This window comes from Bacillus sp. MYb56, assembly GCF_002976445.1.
In the GTDB taxonomy this organism is placed as follows: domain Bacteria; phylum Bacillota; class Bacilli; order Bacillales; family Bacillaceae_G; genus Bacillus_A; species Bacillus_A mycoides.
The window spans coordinates 22,493-40,043 of sequence record NZ_PCOH01000006.1 but is presented as its reverse complement, the minus strand read 5'-3'; the positions used below and the strand labels follow the sequence as shown (position 1 = coordinate 40,043).

20 protein-coding genes are annotated in these 17,551 nt (G+C 35.9%); 13 read left to right on the top strand and 7 right to left on the bottom strand.

What is annotated here, in order from left to right; all coding sequences use genetic code 11:
• Positions 1 to 18 precede the first annotated feature (18 nt).
• On the top strand, positions 19 to 822 hold the full coding sequence (locus CQ058_RS09650; protein ID WP_002014913.1) for a Cof-type HAD-IIB family hydrolase: 804 nt from the start codon (positions 19 to 21) through the stop codon (positions 820 to 822).
• A 31-nt stretch (positions 823 to 853) separates the two neighbouring features.
• Here the strand turns inward: CQ058_RS09650 and CQ058_RS09645 are convergent, their stop codons facing one another.
• Complete coding sequence (locus tag CQ058_RS09645; RefSeq protein ID WP_002143030.1) at positions 854 to 1,720, bottom strand: DUF1002 domain-containing protein; 867 nt, start codon at positions 1,718 to 1,720, stop codon at positions 854 to 856.
• 187 nt (positions 1,721 to 1,907) lie between these two features.
• Between CQ058_RS09645 and CQ058_RS09640 the strand changes: the two genes are divergently transcribed.
• Together CQ058_RS09640 and ribT are read left to right on the top strand one after the other, a co-directional pair.
• On the top strand, positions 1,908 to 2,345 hold the full coding sequence (locus tag CQ058_RS09640; RefSeq protein ID WP_000853785.1) for a peptidylprolyl isomerase: 438 nt from the start codon (positions 1,908 to 1,910) through the stop codon (positions 2,343 to 2,345).
• Positions 2,346 to 2,830: 485 nt separating this feature from the next.
• The gene (gene ribT, locus CQ058_RS09635) at positions 2,831 to 3,199 is read left to right on the top strand and encodes a GNAT family N-acetyltransferase RibT (protein ID WP_000908403.1); all 369 of its coding nucleotides are present in this window, start codon (positions 2,831 to 2,833) and stop codon (positions 3,197 to 3,199) included.
• A gap of 20 nt (positions 3,200 to 3,219) precedes the next feature.
• On the opposite strand, the gene CQ058_RS09630 is transcribed toward ribT, so the two are convergent.
• Together CQ058_RS09630 and CQ058_RS09625 are read right to left on the bottom strand one after the other, a co-directional pair.
• On the bottom strand, positions 3,220 to 3,738 hold the full coding sequence (locus CQ058_RS09630) for a DUF309 domain-containing protein (RefSeq protein WP_105589646.1): 519 nt from the start codon (positions 3,736 to 3,738) through the stop codon (positions 3,220 to 3,222).
• A 99-nt stretch (positions 3,739 to 3,837) separates the two neighbouring features.
• Positions 3,838 to 3,933, bottom strand: a complete 96-nt coding sequence (locus CQ058_RS09625; RefSeq protein ID WP_000510194.1) for a YjcZ family sporulation protein — start codon at positions 3,931 to 3,933, stop codon at positions 3,838 to 3,840.
• A gap of 169 nt (positions 3,934 to 4,102) precedes the next feature.
• Between CQ058_RS09625 and CQ058_RS09620 the strand changes: the two genes are divergently transcribed.
• The 6 genes from CQ058_RS09620 (at position 4,103) to phnF (ending at position 9,359) form a co-directional block, all read left to right on the top strand.
• A complete protein-coding gene (locus tag CQ058_RS09620) occupies positions 4,103 to 4,846 on the top strand; it encodes a segregation/condensation protein A (protein WP_002143025.1) in 744 nt (247 codons plus the stop codon).
• 156 nt (positions 4,847 to 5,002) lie between these two features.
• Entirely contained in the window at positions 5,003 to 5,575 is a 573-nt protein-coding gene (gene scpB / locus CQ058_RS09610; protein ID WP_105589645.1) for an SMC-Scp complex subunit ScpB, read from the top strand.
• Positions 5,576 to 5,653: 78 nt separating this feature from the next.
• Entirely contained in the window at positions 5,654 to 6,556 is a 903-nt protein-coding gene (locus CQ058_RS09605; RefSeq protein ID WP_002143023.1) for a ComEC/Rec2 family competence protein, read from the top strand.
• 206 nt (positions 6,557 to 6,762) lie between these two features.
• Positions 6,763 to 7,905 (top strand): N-acetylglucosamine-6-phosphate deacetylase, encoded by a 1,143-nt coding sequence (gene nagA, locus CQ058_RS09600; RefSeq protein ID WP_002088433.1) that lies wholly within the window; start codon positions 6,763 to 6,765, stop codon positions 7,903 to 7,905.
• A gap of 4 nt (positions 7,906 to 7,909) precedes the next feature.
• Positions 7,910 to 8,698: a glucosamine-6-phosphate deaminase gene (nagB, locus tag CQ058_RS09595; protein WP_105589644.1), complete on the top strand. Its 789-nt coding sequence runs from the start codon at positions 7,910 to 7,912 to the stop codon at positions 8,696 to 8,698.
• A complete protein-coding gene (gene phnF, locus CQ058_RS09590) occupies positions 8,628 to 9,359 on the top strand; it encodes a phosphonate metabolism transcriptional regulator PhnF (RefSeq protein WP_105589643.1) in 732 nt (243 codons plus the stop codon). The genes nagB and phnF overlap by 71 nt, the downstream gene beginning before the upstream one ends.
• Before the next feature lie 74 nt (positions 9,360 to 9,433).
• On the opposite strand, the gene CQ058_RS09585 is transcribed toward phnF, so the two are convergent.
• Positions 9,434 to 10,252, bottom strand: a complete 819-nt coding sequence (locus tag CQ058_RS09585; protein ID WP_105589642.1) for an HAD family hydrolase — start codon at positions 10,250 to 10,252, stop codon at positions 9,434 to 9,436.
• 165 nt (positions 10,253 to 10,417) lie between these two features.
• On the opposite strand from CQ058_RS09585, the gene glcT reads away from it, so the two are divergent.
• From glcT to ptsP, 4 genes are all read left to right on the top strand, one after another.
• On the top strand, positions 10,418 to 11,266 hold the full coding sequence (gene glcT, locus CQ058_RS09580; RefSeq protein WP_002033914.1) for a glucose PTS transporter transcription antiterminator GlcT: 849 nt from the start codon (positions 10,418 to 10,420) through the stop codon (positions 11,264 to 11,266).
• A 340-nt stretch (positions 11,267 to 11,606) separates the two neighbouring features.
• Entirely contained in the window at positions 11,607 to 13,670 is a 2,064-nt protein-coding gene (gene ptsG, locus CQ058_RS09575) for a PTS glucose transporter subunit IIABC (protein ID WP_002014901.1), read from the top strand.
• 135 nt (positions 13,671 to 13,805) lie between these two features.
• Positions 13,806 to 14,069 (top strand): phosphocarrier protein HPr, encoded by a 264-nt coding sequence (gene ptsH, locus CQ058_RS09570; RefSeq protein WP_002033915.1) that lies wholly within the window; start codon positions 13,806 to 13,808, stop codon positions 14,067 to 14,069.
• A complete protein-coding gene (ptsP, locus tag CQ058_RS09565) occupies positions 14,069 to 15,781 on the top strand; it encodes a phosphoenolpyruvate--protein phosphotransferase (RefSeq protein WP_105589641.1) in 1,713 nt (570 codons plus the stop codon). Before ptsH ends, ptsP begins: the two co-directional genes overlap by 1 nt.
• Positions 15,782 to 15,877: 96 nt before the next feature.
• Here the strand turns inward: ptsP and CQ058_RS09560 are convergent, their stop codons facing one another.
• The 3 genes from CQ058_RS09560 to CQ058_RS09550 form a co-directional block, all read right to left on the bottom strand.
• Positions 15,878 to 16,252, bottom strand: a complete 375-nt coding sequence (locus CQ058_RS09560) for a DUF3915 domain-containing protein (protein ID WP_002192615.1) — start codon at positions 16,250 to 16,252, stop codon at positions 15,878 to 15,880.
• Positions 16,253 to 16,448: 196 nt separating this feature from the next.
• Positions 16,449 to 16,667 (bottom strand): hypothetical protein, encoded by a 219-nt coding sequence (locus CQ058_RS09555; RefSeq protein ID WP_002088422.1) that lies wholly within the window; start codon positions 16,665 to 16,667, stop codon positions 16,449 to 16,451.
• A gap of 237 nt (positions 16,668 to 16,904) precedes the next feature.
• Positions 16,905 to 17,522 (bottom strand): nitroreductase family protein, encoded by a 618-nt coding sequence (locus CQ058_RS09550; protein ID WP_002192616.1) that lies wholly within the window; start codon positions 17,520 to 17,522, stop codon positions 16,905 to 16,907.
• Positions 17,523 to 17,551: the final 29 nt, after the last annotated feature.

Here is a 17,551-nt window from a genome sequence, read left to right as displayed (position 1 = left end):
TTAGAGTAGATATTGTGTATGGAAGGGGAAGAGGACATGATTAAACTATTTGTAAGTGATTTAGATGATACACTCGTTTACAATATGAATGATATGCAAAAAGAAGATGAACGAGCGCTTTGTTGGCTAGCTGAAAACGGGACAAATATTTGTTTTGCCTCTGGCCGTTTTACTCACCGAATTGATGAGGCGGTAAAAAGGTTTTCGTTCCCGTATTACACAACTAGTTTAAATGGAGCGACAATGATACTACCGGATGGAAAAGTATTTCATGAATCGAGTTTTGAAGATGGGGTTGCCCAGGAAATATATCGATATATACATAAAAAGGGACTAGCAGATATTGTTTGTGCAAATGAGCAGCGATATACAAAAAGGAAGAATGAACATCACCATACTTTTGAAGAGTATATGGGAGTGCATATTGCTGAAATCGAAGAGTTAGAAGAGGAATTTGGGAAGACTGTACATCCTGCGAAATTATTTGTTTTTGGCGAAGAAGAAAAAATTGTAGCATTAGATCAAGAGTTGAGAGATACATTTCATAGCGAAGCGGAAGTCTTTATATCGGGTAAGCGATATGTTGACATTATGCCAAGAGGTGTAAGTAAAGGAAGCGCTCTGAAGCGATTAATGGAACATTTACAAATTGAAGCAAATGAAGTTGCATGTATTGGAGATTCTTTCAATGATATTTCTATGTTTGAAGTAACCCCGCACTCCTTCACCCTCCATCATGCTCATCCGTATGTGAAGGAGAAAGCAAATTATGTTGTCCGTTCGGTTGAAGAAGCTATTATGAAATTACCGTTACTTGTATAAAAAAGAAGCTCGTCATTGGCGAGCTTCTTTTTTACTTGAATAAAGATTTAACGAAATCAATGATACTAGAGAAGAAATCTTTTACTTTATCTAGGAAACTTTGCCCTTCATCAGATCCTAAGAAGGCAGACACATGGTCTTTTGCTTTTTCTAATTGGCTACCAACTTGGTTCCAATCGATATTAAGATTTTTCATTTTATCAAATAACGATACTAAGTTATCCAACTGTTCATCTGTTAATGTAATGCCAAGTTGATCAGCAATTTTTTTAATTAATGAACGTAAATCTTCAGTGGTTTTGGGCTGTTCTTTTGCAATTTCTTCTTTAATTTTTGCAACAAGTTGAACTGCTTTTTCTTCGCCGATTTTATCACCAAGCTGGGCTGTTTGTACCATTTCTTCATTGGCTACTTTTTTTACTTCTTCAGGAATGGCTTTGTTTGATGTTGTTTCATAGGCCTTCATTAAACCTGTTAAAGCAGCAGTTCCTGAAACTTTAAATGGTGCAGTAATTTGAATCTCTGCATCTTTCACACCTGCTGTAATAAGTGCATTTGTGTACATTGCATCTGTTATCGAATTAATGTTTTTTGAGCGTACAATGAGACCTGACCCTGGTTTTGTGTATGTAATCATAGAAGAGGAAATTGCTCTCGTACCAATTTGCGCTTTTGGAACGATGCCCTCTAGAAATTTATGTTCTTCCGCATTAGATACAGTAATAATTTGTGCATCTTTTGGTGCTTTCATTTCTTTCAAAAGATCTTGTTTCTGTTGTTCAGATAAGTTTTCTCCTAGTGTAACAATTGATTCTCCCTCAATGATGTCTGCAAATGAAGCTGTTGGCATAATAAATACGGCTACAGCTAATAGCAGAGCTAGTAATTTCGTTTTCACGAAAAATCGCTCCCTTTCTCTTTCTTAAATTTTCGGGCAACACAGTTATTATAGTATATTTTTCTTATTTGTCACCTAGCTTCTTCCACATTTCAAAAAAGAAGTATGCAGATTGTCGGATTCTTTTTGTTTCTCGTCATGAATATGGTAATATAGTGCTGAGATAGTTGAAAGGAGACATATACATATGAAAACTTTAGGATACATATTAATGGAAAATGGCGAAAAAATCGATTTAGAATTTTTCCCAGAAGAGGCACCAAAAACAGTAGAAAACTTTAAAAAATTAGCAGAGCAAGGATTTTATGATGGTGTGACATTCCACCGCGTTATTCCTGGCTTCGTAAGCCAAGGTGGAGACCCAACAGGCACAGGAGCAGGTGGCCCAGGTTACTCTATCCCATGTGAAACTGATGGAAATCCTCATAGACATCTTGTTGGCTCACTTTCTATGGCACATGCTGGCCGTAATACAGGTGGTAGCCAATTCTTTGTTGTTCATGAGCCACAACCGCATTTAGATGGCGTACATACTGTATTCGGTAAAGCAACAAGCGGTATTGAAACAGTATTAAACATGCGTCAAGGCGATGTAATGAAAGAAGTTAAAGTTTGGGAAGAATAAGTTACGAGAAAAGGAGAGCGATTTTGCTCTCTTTTTCTATTTCCTATAAACAGGGATTGGTATATATTTTAAAGTATATGACACAAATAGGAAGGCTACTAACGTTAAATTATATTGTTCATGAGAACACACTTTTAACAAAATACATAGGATGGAGTACGAATTATATGCTTCAATAAATGTATTTCTCTTAACATATTGCTTTTGGTAGAACTACTTTGTTCAAAAGTGGTTAATAAGTGAAATGTGATGAGAAAGGGATTTTCCTTTTAGTTCCTATATAGTATTGTCTCTTTTTTGAGCGGTGTAATAGAAAGAAATAGCGTGGAAACATATATTTGACTTTCTTCTTAACGCTTTGTATGATTATCAAGTTATTTCAGCCCCTTCTCACTCTGGTAAAAATATTGTAGAATGAATGTGATATGAAAAGAGTGATTGAGGGGATAAATAGTTTGTAACTTTTGTAAGAAGGGATAAGGGTTATGTTAATTCGTTTTAAAAAAAGTTATGAAAAAATTGCAATGGGGCTTCTTTCATTTATGCCAACTGAAAAAGATGTGAAAACATTACAATTGACAATGAAAGAATATGAAGCGAAAGAGGATTGGCAATTGTATTTGTGGAAACAAAATGAAGATTTTGTTGGGATAATGGGGATTATAAAAAAAGAAGATCAGGTATTGGAAATTCAGCATTTGAGCGTGAATCCGTCTCACCGTCATATGGGGATTGGGACGAAGATGGTTCAAGAGCTTAAGAGTAAATTTCTTGAGTTTACAATTTGCGGAAATGAGCAAACAGCAAGTTTTTGCAAAAAGTGTAAAGAGCTTGAACAAAATATACATTCATGAAAGCAGGGATAAGTAGTTTATTATCTCTGCTTTCTTTTTTGTAGTTGCTCGTGTCGCTCAGAAATGACTTCTGTTCGATCACGCAATGTGTGCTTACTTATGATGTATTCACCAGGAATGACGTTCACATCTTTCCAAGAGAGGTTTTGTTTCTTACATAACTGTATGCATTGTTTTTCTAACGATACGTCTAATAAGGGTAAAAATAACGGCGCAAAAATTTCCTTTTTGTGGATAGAGTGTAATCTTTCATTTAATAAGAACATAAGTTGTTTATGATCTATTCCTAATTGATGTAATTGCGCGCTGCTCTTTTCTAAAATTGTTATTGCGCTTTTTATCATCTTCTCTGCACCATTCCAATTGGATCGTCTATGATGGTATGAGGAAACAGCAATTTGAATGAGGCCGACTAAGTAATTGTCACGTTCTCCTCTAGGCTTTAATTTCCAATATTCTTCTAATATTTCATGACATTCAAAATAATCATAGTCTCCGTGAAAATGAATTAAAAATTGTATGTACTCGGTAGGATACATTTTTTTCGCTCCTGTCTAACGGTTATATGTACAGTGTATCATAGAAATATTAACAATAAGCGACTAGGGAAATATCCCTAGTCGCTTTATTGCTTCATATTAGCAGAAGCAAGCTGCTCCTACAATGATTAGTAAAATGAACAGTACAACTAGTAATGCGAATCCACCGCTAAAACCGCAATCAACGTGACCCATAGTTTTTTGACCTCCTACATTGTTCTTACTACATTGTTATCATATGAAGCGGTGGGCATTATGACATGGGCATAGGTCTATTTTTAATTAAATTTCTTAAAAAGGTTGGATAGAACATGAGTATGCTCTATACTTATGGTGTTATAGAAAAAATGTGGTGGGATGCTTTGTGCAGTATAATTTTAAAGTAGAGGCTTTTGAAGGGCCTTTAGATCTATTGTTACACTTAATAAATCGTTACGAAATTGATATATATAATATTCCTGTAGCGAAAATTACAGAGCAATATCTATCTTATGTCCATACGATGAAAGAATTACAATTAGATGTTGCCAGTGAGTATTTAGTAATGGCTGCAACGTTATTACAAATTAAAAGTAAAATGTTGTTACCGAAACAAGAAGAAGATGTACCTGATAACGGTGAAGACTTTATAGATGATCCTCGTCAAGAATTGATGGAGAGGTTAATTGAATATAAGAAATATAAGCAAGTTGCTACTGAGTTAAAAGAAAGAGAACAAGAAAGAGCACAGCTATATACACGTCCGCCAATTGATTTTACATCATTTCAACAAGAAGAGGAGACAAGCTTGCCTCTTGATGTTACGTTATATGATATGTTAGCGGCATTTCAAAAGCTAATGCGTCGTAAAAAAGCAAAAACCCCCGTAACAACGCGAATTACTCGCCAAGAAATACCAATTGCACAGCGAATGACTGATATTCTACAACAGTTAGAAGTAAGAGGCGGTCGTCAAAGCTTTTATGATTTGTTTGCTGATGAAGAACGTGAAATAATGGTTGTAACATTTTTAGCGGTTCTTGAGCTAATGAAAAATCAACAAATCATAATTGAGCAGGAACATAATTTTGATGAAATTTTCGTATCAAGCTCTAATAAATCCGTATAGAGTTGATGTGAAGATGGGATAGAAATATTTTATCTCATGTTAGGTTTTAATGTATCGTTTGGAACGAGAGAAGAAATATTGAACCGAACGCATTTACTGTGATTCGGTTTTTTTATGTGTGTTTTTTATGGGAAATAGGAGGAAGGAGTTCGTAAAATGGATAGAAAAGAACAAAAATCGATTATTGAAGGGCTTTTATTTGTTGCAGGTGACGAAGGGATTTATCCGGAACAGATAGCTAAAGTTCTGGAAGTTGAAGTGGAAGAAGTAATAAACAGTATAGAGGAAATGCAAAAAGAATGCGAAGGATCGAATCGCGGTTTGCAAATTGTACAATATGCAAAAGTGTATCGTTTTGCAACAAAGAAACAACATGCTTCGTACTATCAAAAATTAATAGATACTCCAACCGCGGCTTCACTTTCTCAAGCAGCTCTTGAAACGTTGGCAATCGTTGCGTACCGTCAACCGATTACAAGGACAGAAATGGAAGAGATTAGAGGTGTGAAAACGGACAAGGCATTACAAACGTTAGTTTCACACTTACTTATAAAAGAAACGGGAAGAGCGGAAGGACCAGGGCGCCCTATTTTATACGGAACGACGAAAGAATTTTTAGATACGTTTGGATTGAAAACATTAGATGATTTACCACCTCTTTCGGAAGAAAATGAACAAATGAATGAAGCAGATTTATTCTTTGGTTCTTTACAGGAATTATCAAAATAAAAGCTTAGCATTTTGCTAAGCTTTTTTTGTATATCAATTACAGAGCGTGCCATACTAAATGAAAAAAGGAGACGAGTTATGAAAGGTGTACGGAGTATTCTATTGTTGGTTTCTGTTTTATTATGTTTTTCGTTAAACAGCGCATCGGCTAAAAGATATATGATGTCTATTCATACTGCGTCTTCTATACATATGCATCGGCAACATTTTGGTAAAATGAAAGTGAGTTTTTTAAAAGTTGGACAAGGTGATGCGACACTTATTACATTGCCAAATGGTCAAACGATGTTAATAGATGGGGGCCCTTATGAAGCAGGAGAGGTTATTATTCAAAAACTAATTGAAAAAGGAATTAATCATTTAGATGTGATTGTAAGTACTCATCCTGATATGGACCATATAGGGGGGCTTATTCCAATTGTAGAACAAATGCCGGTTTCACTCGTATTAGATAGTGGAAAAACATATAGTTCATTTACTTATCATACGTATCGGAATAATATTAAAAAAAGGGGCATACCTTTCATTTCAGTGAAGGAAGGACAATATATACCGTTAGATCCACATGTTTCTATACAAGTATTAAACAATGGTAAATCGAAAGACGAGAATAACGAGTCCTCAATTGTGTTAAAGATTCGATATGGTAAAGCGGACTTTTTATTAATGGGTGATGCTGATATACGGACGGAAAATGAAATATTAAAGCAATTTGATGTACATGCAGATGTATTAAAAGTTGGGCATCATGGCTCGTATACTTCAACGAGTGAAACATTCTTAAAAAAAGTAGATCCACAATTCGCTATTCTTTCGTACGGGAGTAGAAATCCGTATGGGCATCCTCATCAGAGTGTAGTAAGACGATTAAAACAGCGTGGTATAATGATATATGGAACAAACAAGCGAACTGTGGAAATAGAAACAGATGGTGAACATATTACTATGGGGGCAAGCGGTCTTATGCCATTACTTAAGTAACTAATTATATAAGAGGTTATTATCCATTTTGGTAAAAATGGATAATATATATTAGAATGAAAAAGAAATCAATTTCCTTTTTTCGCTGAACGAAGAGGAAATTTCATTAGAATGTATAGACAACTACTTGTGTGTATATTAAGATGGAATTAGGCGAATAAGGTAATAATAATAAGTAGGTATTTCATGGGAAAGGGTCGATGAAAATGAAAACGCAAGTTGTCATCAATGCCGAAATTTATACAGGTAAAGAAGTAGTGGAAAACGGATTTATTCGTTACACAGAAACAGTTAAAGAAATTGGTTTGATGGCTCAATATGTATCACAAGAAAATGAAACTGTGTTAGATGTGGCAGGAAAGATTGTGATTCCAGGTATGATTGATGTTCATATTCATGGTGGATACGATATTGATGCGATGGATGCAAATAGCGATGGATTAGTAACTCTTGGTAAAGAAATGTTAAAAGAAGGAGTTACAACTTACTTCCCAACAACAATGACACAAGCTCCAGAAGCGATTGAAGCGGCGCTAAGTGCTGCGAAGGAAGCGAAAGACAAAGGAGCACATTTCGAATATATTCACTTAGAAGGACCATATGTTTCAAAAAAACGTGCGGGTGCACAACCACTTGAACATATCGTTCCTGCGAGTATCGAGCAATTTAAACAATGGCAGGAAGCAAGCGGTAATTTAATTAAATTAGTAACATATGCACCGGAAGAAGAAGGTGCGTTAGAGTTTGAACAGTATCTTGCTGAAACAGGTGTTGTTGGCACAATGGGGCATACAGATGCAATTGATGCACAACTGAAAAATAGAAAAATTACACATGCAACACATTTATACAATCAAATGCGTGGATTACATCATCGTGAACCAGGAGTTGTTGGTCATGTGTTATTAAATCCAGATGTAATGGTTGAAGTAATTACAGATGGTATTCACATTCACCCTGATATGGTGAAATTAGCATATAAATTAAAAGGACCGAAAAAAGTAAGTGTCATTACAGATGCAATGCGTGCAAAAGGTCTTGAAGAAGGATTATATGAGCTTGGCGGACAGCCAGTACATGTAAAAGATGGCAGTGCCCGATTAGAAGATGGAACGTTAGCTGGTAGTATTTTAAAAATGGATCAAGCTTTCCGAAATGTAATTGAATTTACAGGATGTTCAATCGAGGAGGCAGTGTTAATGACATCAGTTAACCAAGCAGAAGAATTTGGATTAAATAATAAAGGCGCGTTAGCGGTAGGTAAAGATGCAGACTTTGTTGTTATGACTGAAGAATTACATGTATATGATACGGTTCGTTTAGGAATTCATATGAAGGAAGGGAAGTAATTAGATGAATATTCTTGTTGTAAAAACTCCAGAAGAATTAGCAGAAGCAGGTTATAAGTTAATTAAAGAGGTTGTAAAATCAAAAGAAAATCCAACTTTAGGAATGGCTACAGGAAGCTCTCCATTAGGTATTTATGCAGAAATGCGAAAAAATAAACTTGATACAAGTCATGCAACCACTGTAAACTTAGATGAGTACGTAAATTTACCACACGAAGATAAAAACAGCTATCACTATTTCATGCAAGAACAGTTGTTTGATCATCTTCCATTTAAACAAACTTATGTACCGAATGGGATGGCAAGTGATTTAGAGGAAGAGTGCAAGCGTTATGAAGGCATTCTAGTAGCTAACCCAGTTGACTTACAGATTCTTGGAATCGGTGAAAACGGTCACATCGGATTTAATGAGCCAGGAACACCATTTAATTCTCCAACTAACATTGTAGAATTAACAGAATCTACACGCCAAGCAAACCTTCGCTTCTTTGAAAATGAAGAAGATGTGCCGACTCATGCGATTACAATGGGAATTGGAAGTATTATGAAAGCGAAACAAATTCTACTTGTTGCTATGGGATCTAAAAAGGCAGAAGCTATTAAAGAATTATTGCAAGGTGAATATAGTGAAGCGTGTCCTGCTACAGTTTTACAACGTCATCCGAATGTAACCGTAATCGCAGATCCAGAAGCTCTATCTTTATGCAGTGAGGCGATTGCTGATGAACATCGACAAGTATTCACCATTTCCGATTTATTATCAGATTCAAGAGTGGGTGAAAAAGCTAATTGAGGAAGGCGAATGGAAGCCGGGAGATAAAATTCCATCTGAGAATGAACTTTGTGATAAGTTCGAAGTGAGTCGTATGACAATCAGACAGGCGATTAATAACTTAGTGGAACAAGGTTATTTATACCGGAAACGTGGGATTGGAACGTTCGTCCAACTTCCGAAAGTGGAGCAAAAGTTGCAAGGAATGACGGGATTCACAGAAGATATGATTTCTCGTGGTATGAAACCGAGCAGCCAGTTATTAAGTTTCCGCCTAGTTCCAGCTACTGCTAAAATAGCAGACCGGCTGAGAATACAAGAGGGAGAATCGGTTTATGAAGTGAGGCGTACGCGCTTAGCTGATGACGAACCGATTGCATTTGAGACGACATATTTGTCGCCAACTCTTGTGAAAGATATTAACGAAGAAATATTACAACAATCTTTATATGAACATTTAGAGAAAAAACTGGGCTTTAAGCTTGTTCGCGCTACTCAATCAATTGAAGCTTCAATTGCAACGGATAATGAAGCTGAACATCTGCATATTCCTAAAAAGGCGCCTGTACTTGTAATGCGTCAATGGTCATATTCAGAAGGTGAGTTACCGTTAGAGTATGTGAAATGTATTTATCGTGGGGATCGTTACAAGTTTATTACGAACATCGCACGTAACAAGTAATATATTTCAGTTTGTGAAGTACAGTGAACTTTGATGTTTTCAACATGTAAAGAAATAAAAATACGACTCGATCCTTATAAGGATCGAGTCGTATTTTTATTTGCTTCTTCATTATAAACAAGTACTTGGTTAACGGCATCTTTGACAGCATCTACTACATAGTGAGCGTGCTCTTTTACCGCATCATCAGCTTGAGACATAGCAAAACTATGAGGAGTTAAAGAAAACATTGGAATATCATTGTAAGAATCCCCTATGCATGCAACCTCCTCTGGTTGTATTTGAAACTCTTGTAATAAAACAGAAATAGCAGAACCTTTACTAATATTTGGTGGCATTACATCTAAACATTGTTCAGCTGAAATGAAAGTACTAACTTTTCCATGGAATTTTTCATCGATCTTTTTTTGAAGGAGTTGTAAGTTTTCTTTTGTTCCACCGATAGAAATTTTATTTGGAAAAATTGTATCATCGATTTTCTGTAATAAATTTGGCTCTTCAACAGAAGTCATTGCTACTTGTTTTTCGAGTTCATGAATAAAAGGTGTCTTTTCTTCAATATAGTAATTATGCTCATCACTTACATAACGGAAATAAGGGTCTTGATTTGTCATAGCTAGTAAATCAGGAAGAATGCTGGAATCAAAATTTGCGGATAATAGTTGCTTATTTTCATTAGTGGATACAAACACACCATTTACACTAATACGATGGAAATTTGTATTTACAGCTTTCATTAAGTCTGCGATTTCATTATCAAGTCGTCCAGAAGCGAAGCAAAGAATAACATTTTGCTCAGCAAGACTGCGAAGTGCCGCAACATCCTGTTCATCAATCAGACCTCCATGTTGCATCATTGTACCGTCAATATCACTTACAAACATTTTAATCATGTTGCTATCTCCTTTCTATGTACAGTTGCTCTTACATTATACGCATCATATACAAACATGTCTAAAAAATGAATTTTTATCAAATGGTAGATGTTTTACATTGACGACAAAGAAGAATGTTCTGTAACATAAAAGTAGGCTATTTAAGTACGAGGGTGGTGTTATATGAGTAATTATCTAGAAATTAAAAAAGTTTTAAATAATAATGTCATCATTGCTAGCCATCCTGAACACGAGGAAGTAGTAGTGATCGGTAAAGGAATTGGATTTGGAAAAAAGGCTGAAGATGTGTTGGAGCAAGAACAAATTGAGAAAATGTTTGTTTTAAAAAATGAACGTGATCGAGAACAATACAAACTTTTAGTGCCGCATGTGAGTGAAAAGCTAATTGAATTGATGAATGATATTATGTTATACATTCAAGAAAAAGCGGAGTCTCCATTAAATGAACATATTCATATCGCTTTAACAGATCATATTTCTTTTGCAATTAAAAGGCTGAAACAAGGACTTACAATAGATAATCCTTTTTTAGTTGAAACGAAAATGCTATATCCAGAAGAATATGAAATTGCTGAAGGAGTTGTGAAACTTTTAAATTCTCGTTTGCAAATTACATTGCCAGAAGGAGAAGTTGGCTTTATCGCACTCCATATTTATAGCTCGCTTACAAACTCTGATTTATCTTCTGTTAATCAAAATTCTCGTCTTATTGCACAACTTGTGTCTTTAATTGAGACAAACCTACAAATTACATTAGACCAAGAAAGCATTCATTATTTACGCCTTATTCGCCATTTACAATATGCTATTGAACGGGTGAAAAAAGGAGAAAAAGTAGAAGAAGCACAAAGTTTTGCTGATTTATTAAAATTAGAATATCCAGTTTGTTACAATTTGGCATGGAAGCTAGTCAAAGTAATGCAGAACGAATTACAACTTCCTGTTTATGAAGCGGAGAGTATTTATTTAACGATGCATTTACAACGATTAGTGAAAGCAGAACATGTGTAAAAAGACATATATTTTTGTCTAAAATGAAAACGTTAAAAAAAATGATTGAATCGCTTACAATAGTTATGTATAATAACTATTGCAAAGTTATACAAAATTCGACAAACACATTAAGGTAAATAACGAAAACGTTTGCTTTAATTATAGTGAACTTATACGTAATCCTATTTTTGACACGTGTTACTGATTCGATCAGGCATGAGTGGAGAAAAGTTGGGAATGTAAGCTAAAGAAAGGGACATACTACCCTTTGTATAGCTATCGTTCTATCTTTTTTTTCCTCATGCCTTTTTGGCGTTTGTCGAAAAGTATCAATATAGATAAGAGAGGAAGGGTTTCCATGTTTAAGAAGATCTTTGGTGTTCTTCAAAAAGTCGGAAAAGCGCTTATGCTTCCAGTAGCGATTTTACCGGCAGCAGGTATTTTACTTGGATTTGGTAATGCATTTCAAAATCCACAACTAACAAATGTTATCCCTGCTTTAAAAGCAGATTGGTTCGTAATGGTTGCAAAAATTATGGAACAATCTGGCGATATTATTTTCGCTAACCTTGCGCTATTATTCGCAGTTGGGGTAGCGATCGGTTTAGCTGGTGGAGACGGAGTAGCTGGTTTAGCAGCGTTCGTCGGATACTTAATTATGAACAAAACGATGAGTGTGTTCTTAGAAGTAGATAAACTAGTGAAAGTAACAAGCACTGGAACAGATCCAGTGAAAATTGGATTTTCAGATCCAGCATATGCAAACGTATTAGGAATTCCAACGCTGCAAACAGGAGTGTTTGGTGGTATTATCGTCGGGATAGTAGCGGCATATTGTTATAATAAATACTTTAACATTGAATTACCATCATACTTAGGTTTCTTTGCAGGTAAGCGTTTCGTACCAATCGCAACTGCAACATTCTCTTTAGTGGTAGGTATTATCATGTGCTTCATTTGGCCATACATTCAGGGTGGCTTAAATACGTTCTCACATCAAATGATTGATGCAAATAGAACGATAGCAGCATTTATATTCGGTTTAATCGAACGTTCATTAATTCCATTTGGATTACATCATATTTTCTATTCACCGTTCTGGTTCGAATTCGGTCAGTATACAAATGCAGCTGGCGAATTAATCCGTGGTGACCAAAAAATCTTTATGGCACAGTTAAAAGACGGCGTAGAATTAACAGCAGGTACATTTACAACTGGTAAGTATCCGTTCATGATGTTCGGTCTTCCAGCAGCAGCATTAGCAATGTACCATGAAGCACGTCCGGAAAATAAAAAATTAGCAGCTGGTATTTTAGGATCTGCTGCATTAACATCTTTCTTAACAGGTATTACAGAACCGCTTGAATTTTCATTCTTATTCGTAGCACCAGTATTATTCGGAATTCATGCAGTATTCGCTGGTCTATCATTTATGACAATGCAAATTTTAGGTGTTAAAATTGGTATGACATTCTCTGGTGGTTTAATTGACTTCATATTATTCGGTGTACTACCAGGTCGTACGGCATGGTGGTGGGTAATTATTGTTGGTCTTGTACTAGCAGTTATTTACTACTTCGGATTCCGTTTCGCAATCCGTAAATGGAACTTAAAAACACCTGGTCGTGAAGTAGCGAATGCTAATGAAGGCGCAGGGAAAACAGAAGCAGGAGAACTTCCACGTGAAGTATTAGTAGCACTTGGTGGTAAAGAAAACATTGCTTCGTTAGATGCTTGTATTACTCGTTTACGCGTTCAAGTTAACGAACAAAAAAATGTAAATAAAGACCGCTTAAAAGAGCTTGGAGCAGCCGGTGTACTTGAAGTTGGAAATAACATTCAAGCTATTTTCGGACCGAAATCTGACACATTAAAATCACAAATTCATGATATTATGTCAGGTCGTACACCTCATGTGGAAAAAGAAGCGCCTGTAAAAGTGGAAGAAGCTCCTCAACAGGTTGATGAAAATGAAACAATCGTTTCACCAATTGAAGGGAAAATCTTACCGATTACAGAAGTACCTGACCAAGTATTCTCAGGGAAAATGATGGGAGATGGATTTGCGATTGAGCCAACAGAAGGAACAGTAGTTTCTCCGGTTAATGGTGAGATTGTAAATGTATTCCCTACAAAACATGCGATTGGTATTCAGTCTGAAGGCGGAAAAGAAATTTTAATCCACTTCGGTATTGATACTGTAAAATTAAATGGTGAAGGCTTTGAAGCGCTTGTAGCACAAGGTGATAAAGTGAAGCAAGGACAACCATTATTAAAAGTAGATCTTGCATTTGTAAAAGAAAATGCACCATCTATTATTACACCAATCGTCTTTACGAATTTACAACAAGGGCAACAAGTCGAATTGAAAAAAGATGGAAATGTTAAGAAGGGCGAAAACGCTATTATTGACATTCAGTAGGAATTTGACGCAAAATGTTTATAATTATAATAGGCGATGTGGTTGACCGAACATCGCCTATTATATACAATAGATGATGTAGTACTCACGTCTATACAACTAAAAAAATACTGTATTTGAAGGAGATAAATTATCATGGAAAAAATCTTTAAAGTAACTAGCGACTCAGGAATTCATGCTCGTCCAGCAACTCTACTTGTAAACACTGCAAGCAAATTTGGTTCTGACATCAACTTAGAGTATAACGGAAAAAACGTTAACTTAAAATCAATCATGGGTGTTATGTCTTTAGGAATTCAACAAGGCGCGGAAATTAAGGTCACTGCAAATGGTGATGATGCAGCTCAAGCACTAGCAGCTATCGAAGAAACTATGAAAAACGAAGGATTAGGAGAATAATGACTCTTAACATTCAAGGGATCGCTGCATCAAGTGGGATTGCTATTGCAAAGGCTTTCAGACTTGAGAATCCTGAATTTAACATTGAAAAGAAATCAATTACAGATGAAGCTGCTGAAATTGCACGCTTAGACGCTGCGCTTGAGAAAGCAAAATCTGAACTAGAAGCTATTAAGGACCATGCTTTTGCTGAGCTAGGTGCTGATAAAGCTGCTATCTTTGAAGCACATTTATTAGTATTAAATGATCCAGAATTAGTAAATCCAGTAAAAGATAAAGTAAATGGCGAAAAAGTAAATGCTGAATTTGCAATGGATGAAGTTGCATCAATGTTTATTTCTATGTTTGAAAACATGGATAACGAATACATGAAAGAACGTGCTGCGGATATTCGCGACGTAACAAAACGTGTGCTTGCACATTTACTAGGAATTAACTTCTCAAACCCTGGTACAATTTCTGAAGAAGTAATCATCATTGCTGAAGATTTAACACCATCTGATACAGCTCAGTTAAACCGTAAGTATGCAAAAGGTTTCACAACTGATATCGGTGGACGTACATCTCACTCTGCAATTATGGCTCGTTCTATGGAAATTCCAGCTGTTGTTGGTACGAAAGTTGTTATGGAGAAAATCCAAAACGGCGATATCGTAATCATTGACGGTTTAGATGGAGAAGTAATTGTAAACCCATCTGAAGAAACTCTTCGTTCTTTTGAAGAAAAGAAAGCGAAATTTGAAGAGCAAAAAGTTGTATGGGCAAAATTAAAAGACCAAGCAACTGTAACAAGTGATGGACATCACGTTGAGCTTGTTGCTAATATCGGAACACCAAATGATGTACAAGGTATTATCGATAATGGCGGAGAAGGCGTTGGTTTATACCGTACAGAATTCTTATACATGGGCCGTGACAATCTTCCAACAGAAGAAGAGCAGTTCGAAGCGTATAAAGCAGTTCTTGAAGGTGTAAAAGAAGATCAACCAGTCGTTGTTCGTACACTTGACATCGGTGGAGATAAAGAACTTCCATACTTACATTTACCAAAAGAAATGAACCCATTCTTAGGATACCGTGCAATTCGCTTATGTCTTGATGAGCAAGATGTGTTCCGTACACAACTTCGTGCATTACTTCGTGCTAGCGTATACGGTAACTTAAAAATTATGTTCCCAATGATTGCAACTCTTGATGAGTTCCGTCAAGCGAAAGCAATCTTATTAGAAGAAAAAGAAAGACTTGTTCAAGCGGGTACAACTGTTTCTGATTCTATTGAAGTTGGTATGATGGTTGAAATTCCAGCTTCAGCGGTATTAGCAGATCAGTTCGCAAAAGAAGTTGATTTCTTCTCTATCGGAACAAATGACTTAATCCAATACACAATGGCTGCAGACCGTATGAACGAACGTGTAGCTTACTTATACCAACCATATAACCCATCTATTTTACGTCTTGTAAAAATGGTTATCGATGCTGCTCATAAAGAAGGCAAATGGGCTGGTATGTGTGGTGAGATGGCGGGAGATGCACTTGCTATCCCATTATTATTAGGCTTAGGTTTAGATGAGTTCAGTATGAGTGCAACATCTATTCTTCCTGCAAGAACACAACTAAGCAAGTTGTCAAAAGCAGAAATGGAAACATTAGCAGAAAAAGCATTAACAATGTCAACTGCTGAAGAAGTTGTTGAATTAGTTAAAAGCATATAATAGTAAAAAAACCTGAGTCGATTTGAAATCGGTCTCAGGTTTTTTCTATGAGAAAAGTAAATCTTATTTTGCGGCTATTGAGGATAAAGAACAGAATTAGATAGCGATTGCAACGATATCAGTTGGGCAAACACGTAAAATGCCAGTAAAAGTATTTCGATTTTGATTGTTCTTATCGTCTTTATTGTTATCTTTGTTGTCTTTGTCATTACGAGCTAAAGCAGAGAAAAGAGCAACACCGTTAGCGAAACCTTCAAAAATTACATTATTGAATGTTCCGTTACCTCTAATGCTTAAAAGAGAAAGCTCTGTTCCAACTGAAATGCTAGCAAGTACGTTACATACAGCTGTTTGTTGTGGTTTTACCTCTCTCTCTTTCTCGCGATGGTCACGATGGTCGCGATGGTCACACTCTCTTTCACGATGATGACAGTCTCTAAAGTTATCACAGCATCCAAATGATCCAAACATAATCCTCATCACCCCCTTCACACTTATAATCTATGTAAGTTCGGTAGTTAGTGACTGGACAGATAATGGAAATTTTTCTAGGGGATTTTCTCATTTTAAATGACTAGATGGGTATTTAGTATGGAATGATGTTTAAAATAGGGGAAATGTCACAAAAAAATGTAAAGACCACCGAAATGAATGAAATAGGTAGCCTTTACACTTTTTTACTTTTATATAAAACGATGATATATACAGGAAGAGCTAAGAGTAGTGGTGCAATGGATCGTGCAGTATGTTTTTCTGCTTCTAATTGTAACGCTTCTTCTTTTGGGAATTGTAACACTGATATGTTTGCAGCATCGCCAATAAAATATAGCAGTAGTACAGTTACTATGTAACTTAAAAGTGCGATAAAGCTTCCGTATGAACTCAATGAAAATCCCTCTCTTGTTATCTATTTGTTATCATTGTATCACAATTGTAACAAAAATACACGGTTATATTCCGATGCTTTAACAAATTTCGACACAAAACGTCATATTTGTTTATGGGGATAGCATGAAAATTACGATTTTTCTATGTATAGATGTCGCATAATACATTGTAATATTACGGATGTGTGACAGGAAAATAAAAAAACGAAGGTAATGAAATTACCTTCGTTTTTTTATTATTTTGCCCATTCACTCACTTGTTCTACGCTCATGCGCGGTGCAGGGTGACCTTTTAAAGTGGATTCACCAATTGTAATAAGCATAATTGGTACATAACGAGATGAAACATTGAATTCTTCCATTAATGCCTGTGGATTGAAGCCACCAATAGCGCAAGTATCCCAGCCAGTTGCTTTAGCAGCAAGCATAAGTTGCATTGCTGCTAAAGCAGCATTTGAAAAGGCAGCATCTCGTGGGTATTGCTCACGAGTATATGCAGATTCAATATTTTTAGCTAAGCGCTCTTTTGCTTCTTCATTCATAAATCCTTGTTCTACAATTGGACCGTAAACAGGTTCAACATTTTTATATGCCTCTAAATCACCTAAAATAGCGACTACGGCAGAAGCATCAAGAATTTGTTGTTGGTTATAAGCAATTGGGTGTAATCGTTTTTGTACATCTTCGCCTTGGAAAACAAGGAATTTCCAGTGTTGCAAGTTCCAAGCAGAAGGTGCTTGCGCAGCTGCTTTTAAAATTTCATGTAACTCTGTAGATGAAATTTCTTTTTCAGGGTTGAATGCACGTGTAGATGTGCGTTCATATAAAACGTTAAAAAAGTCATTGTTTGTCATTATATATCCTCCAAATTACATATCAACTT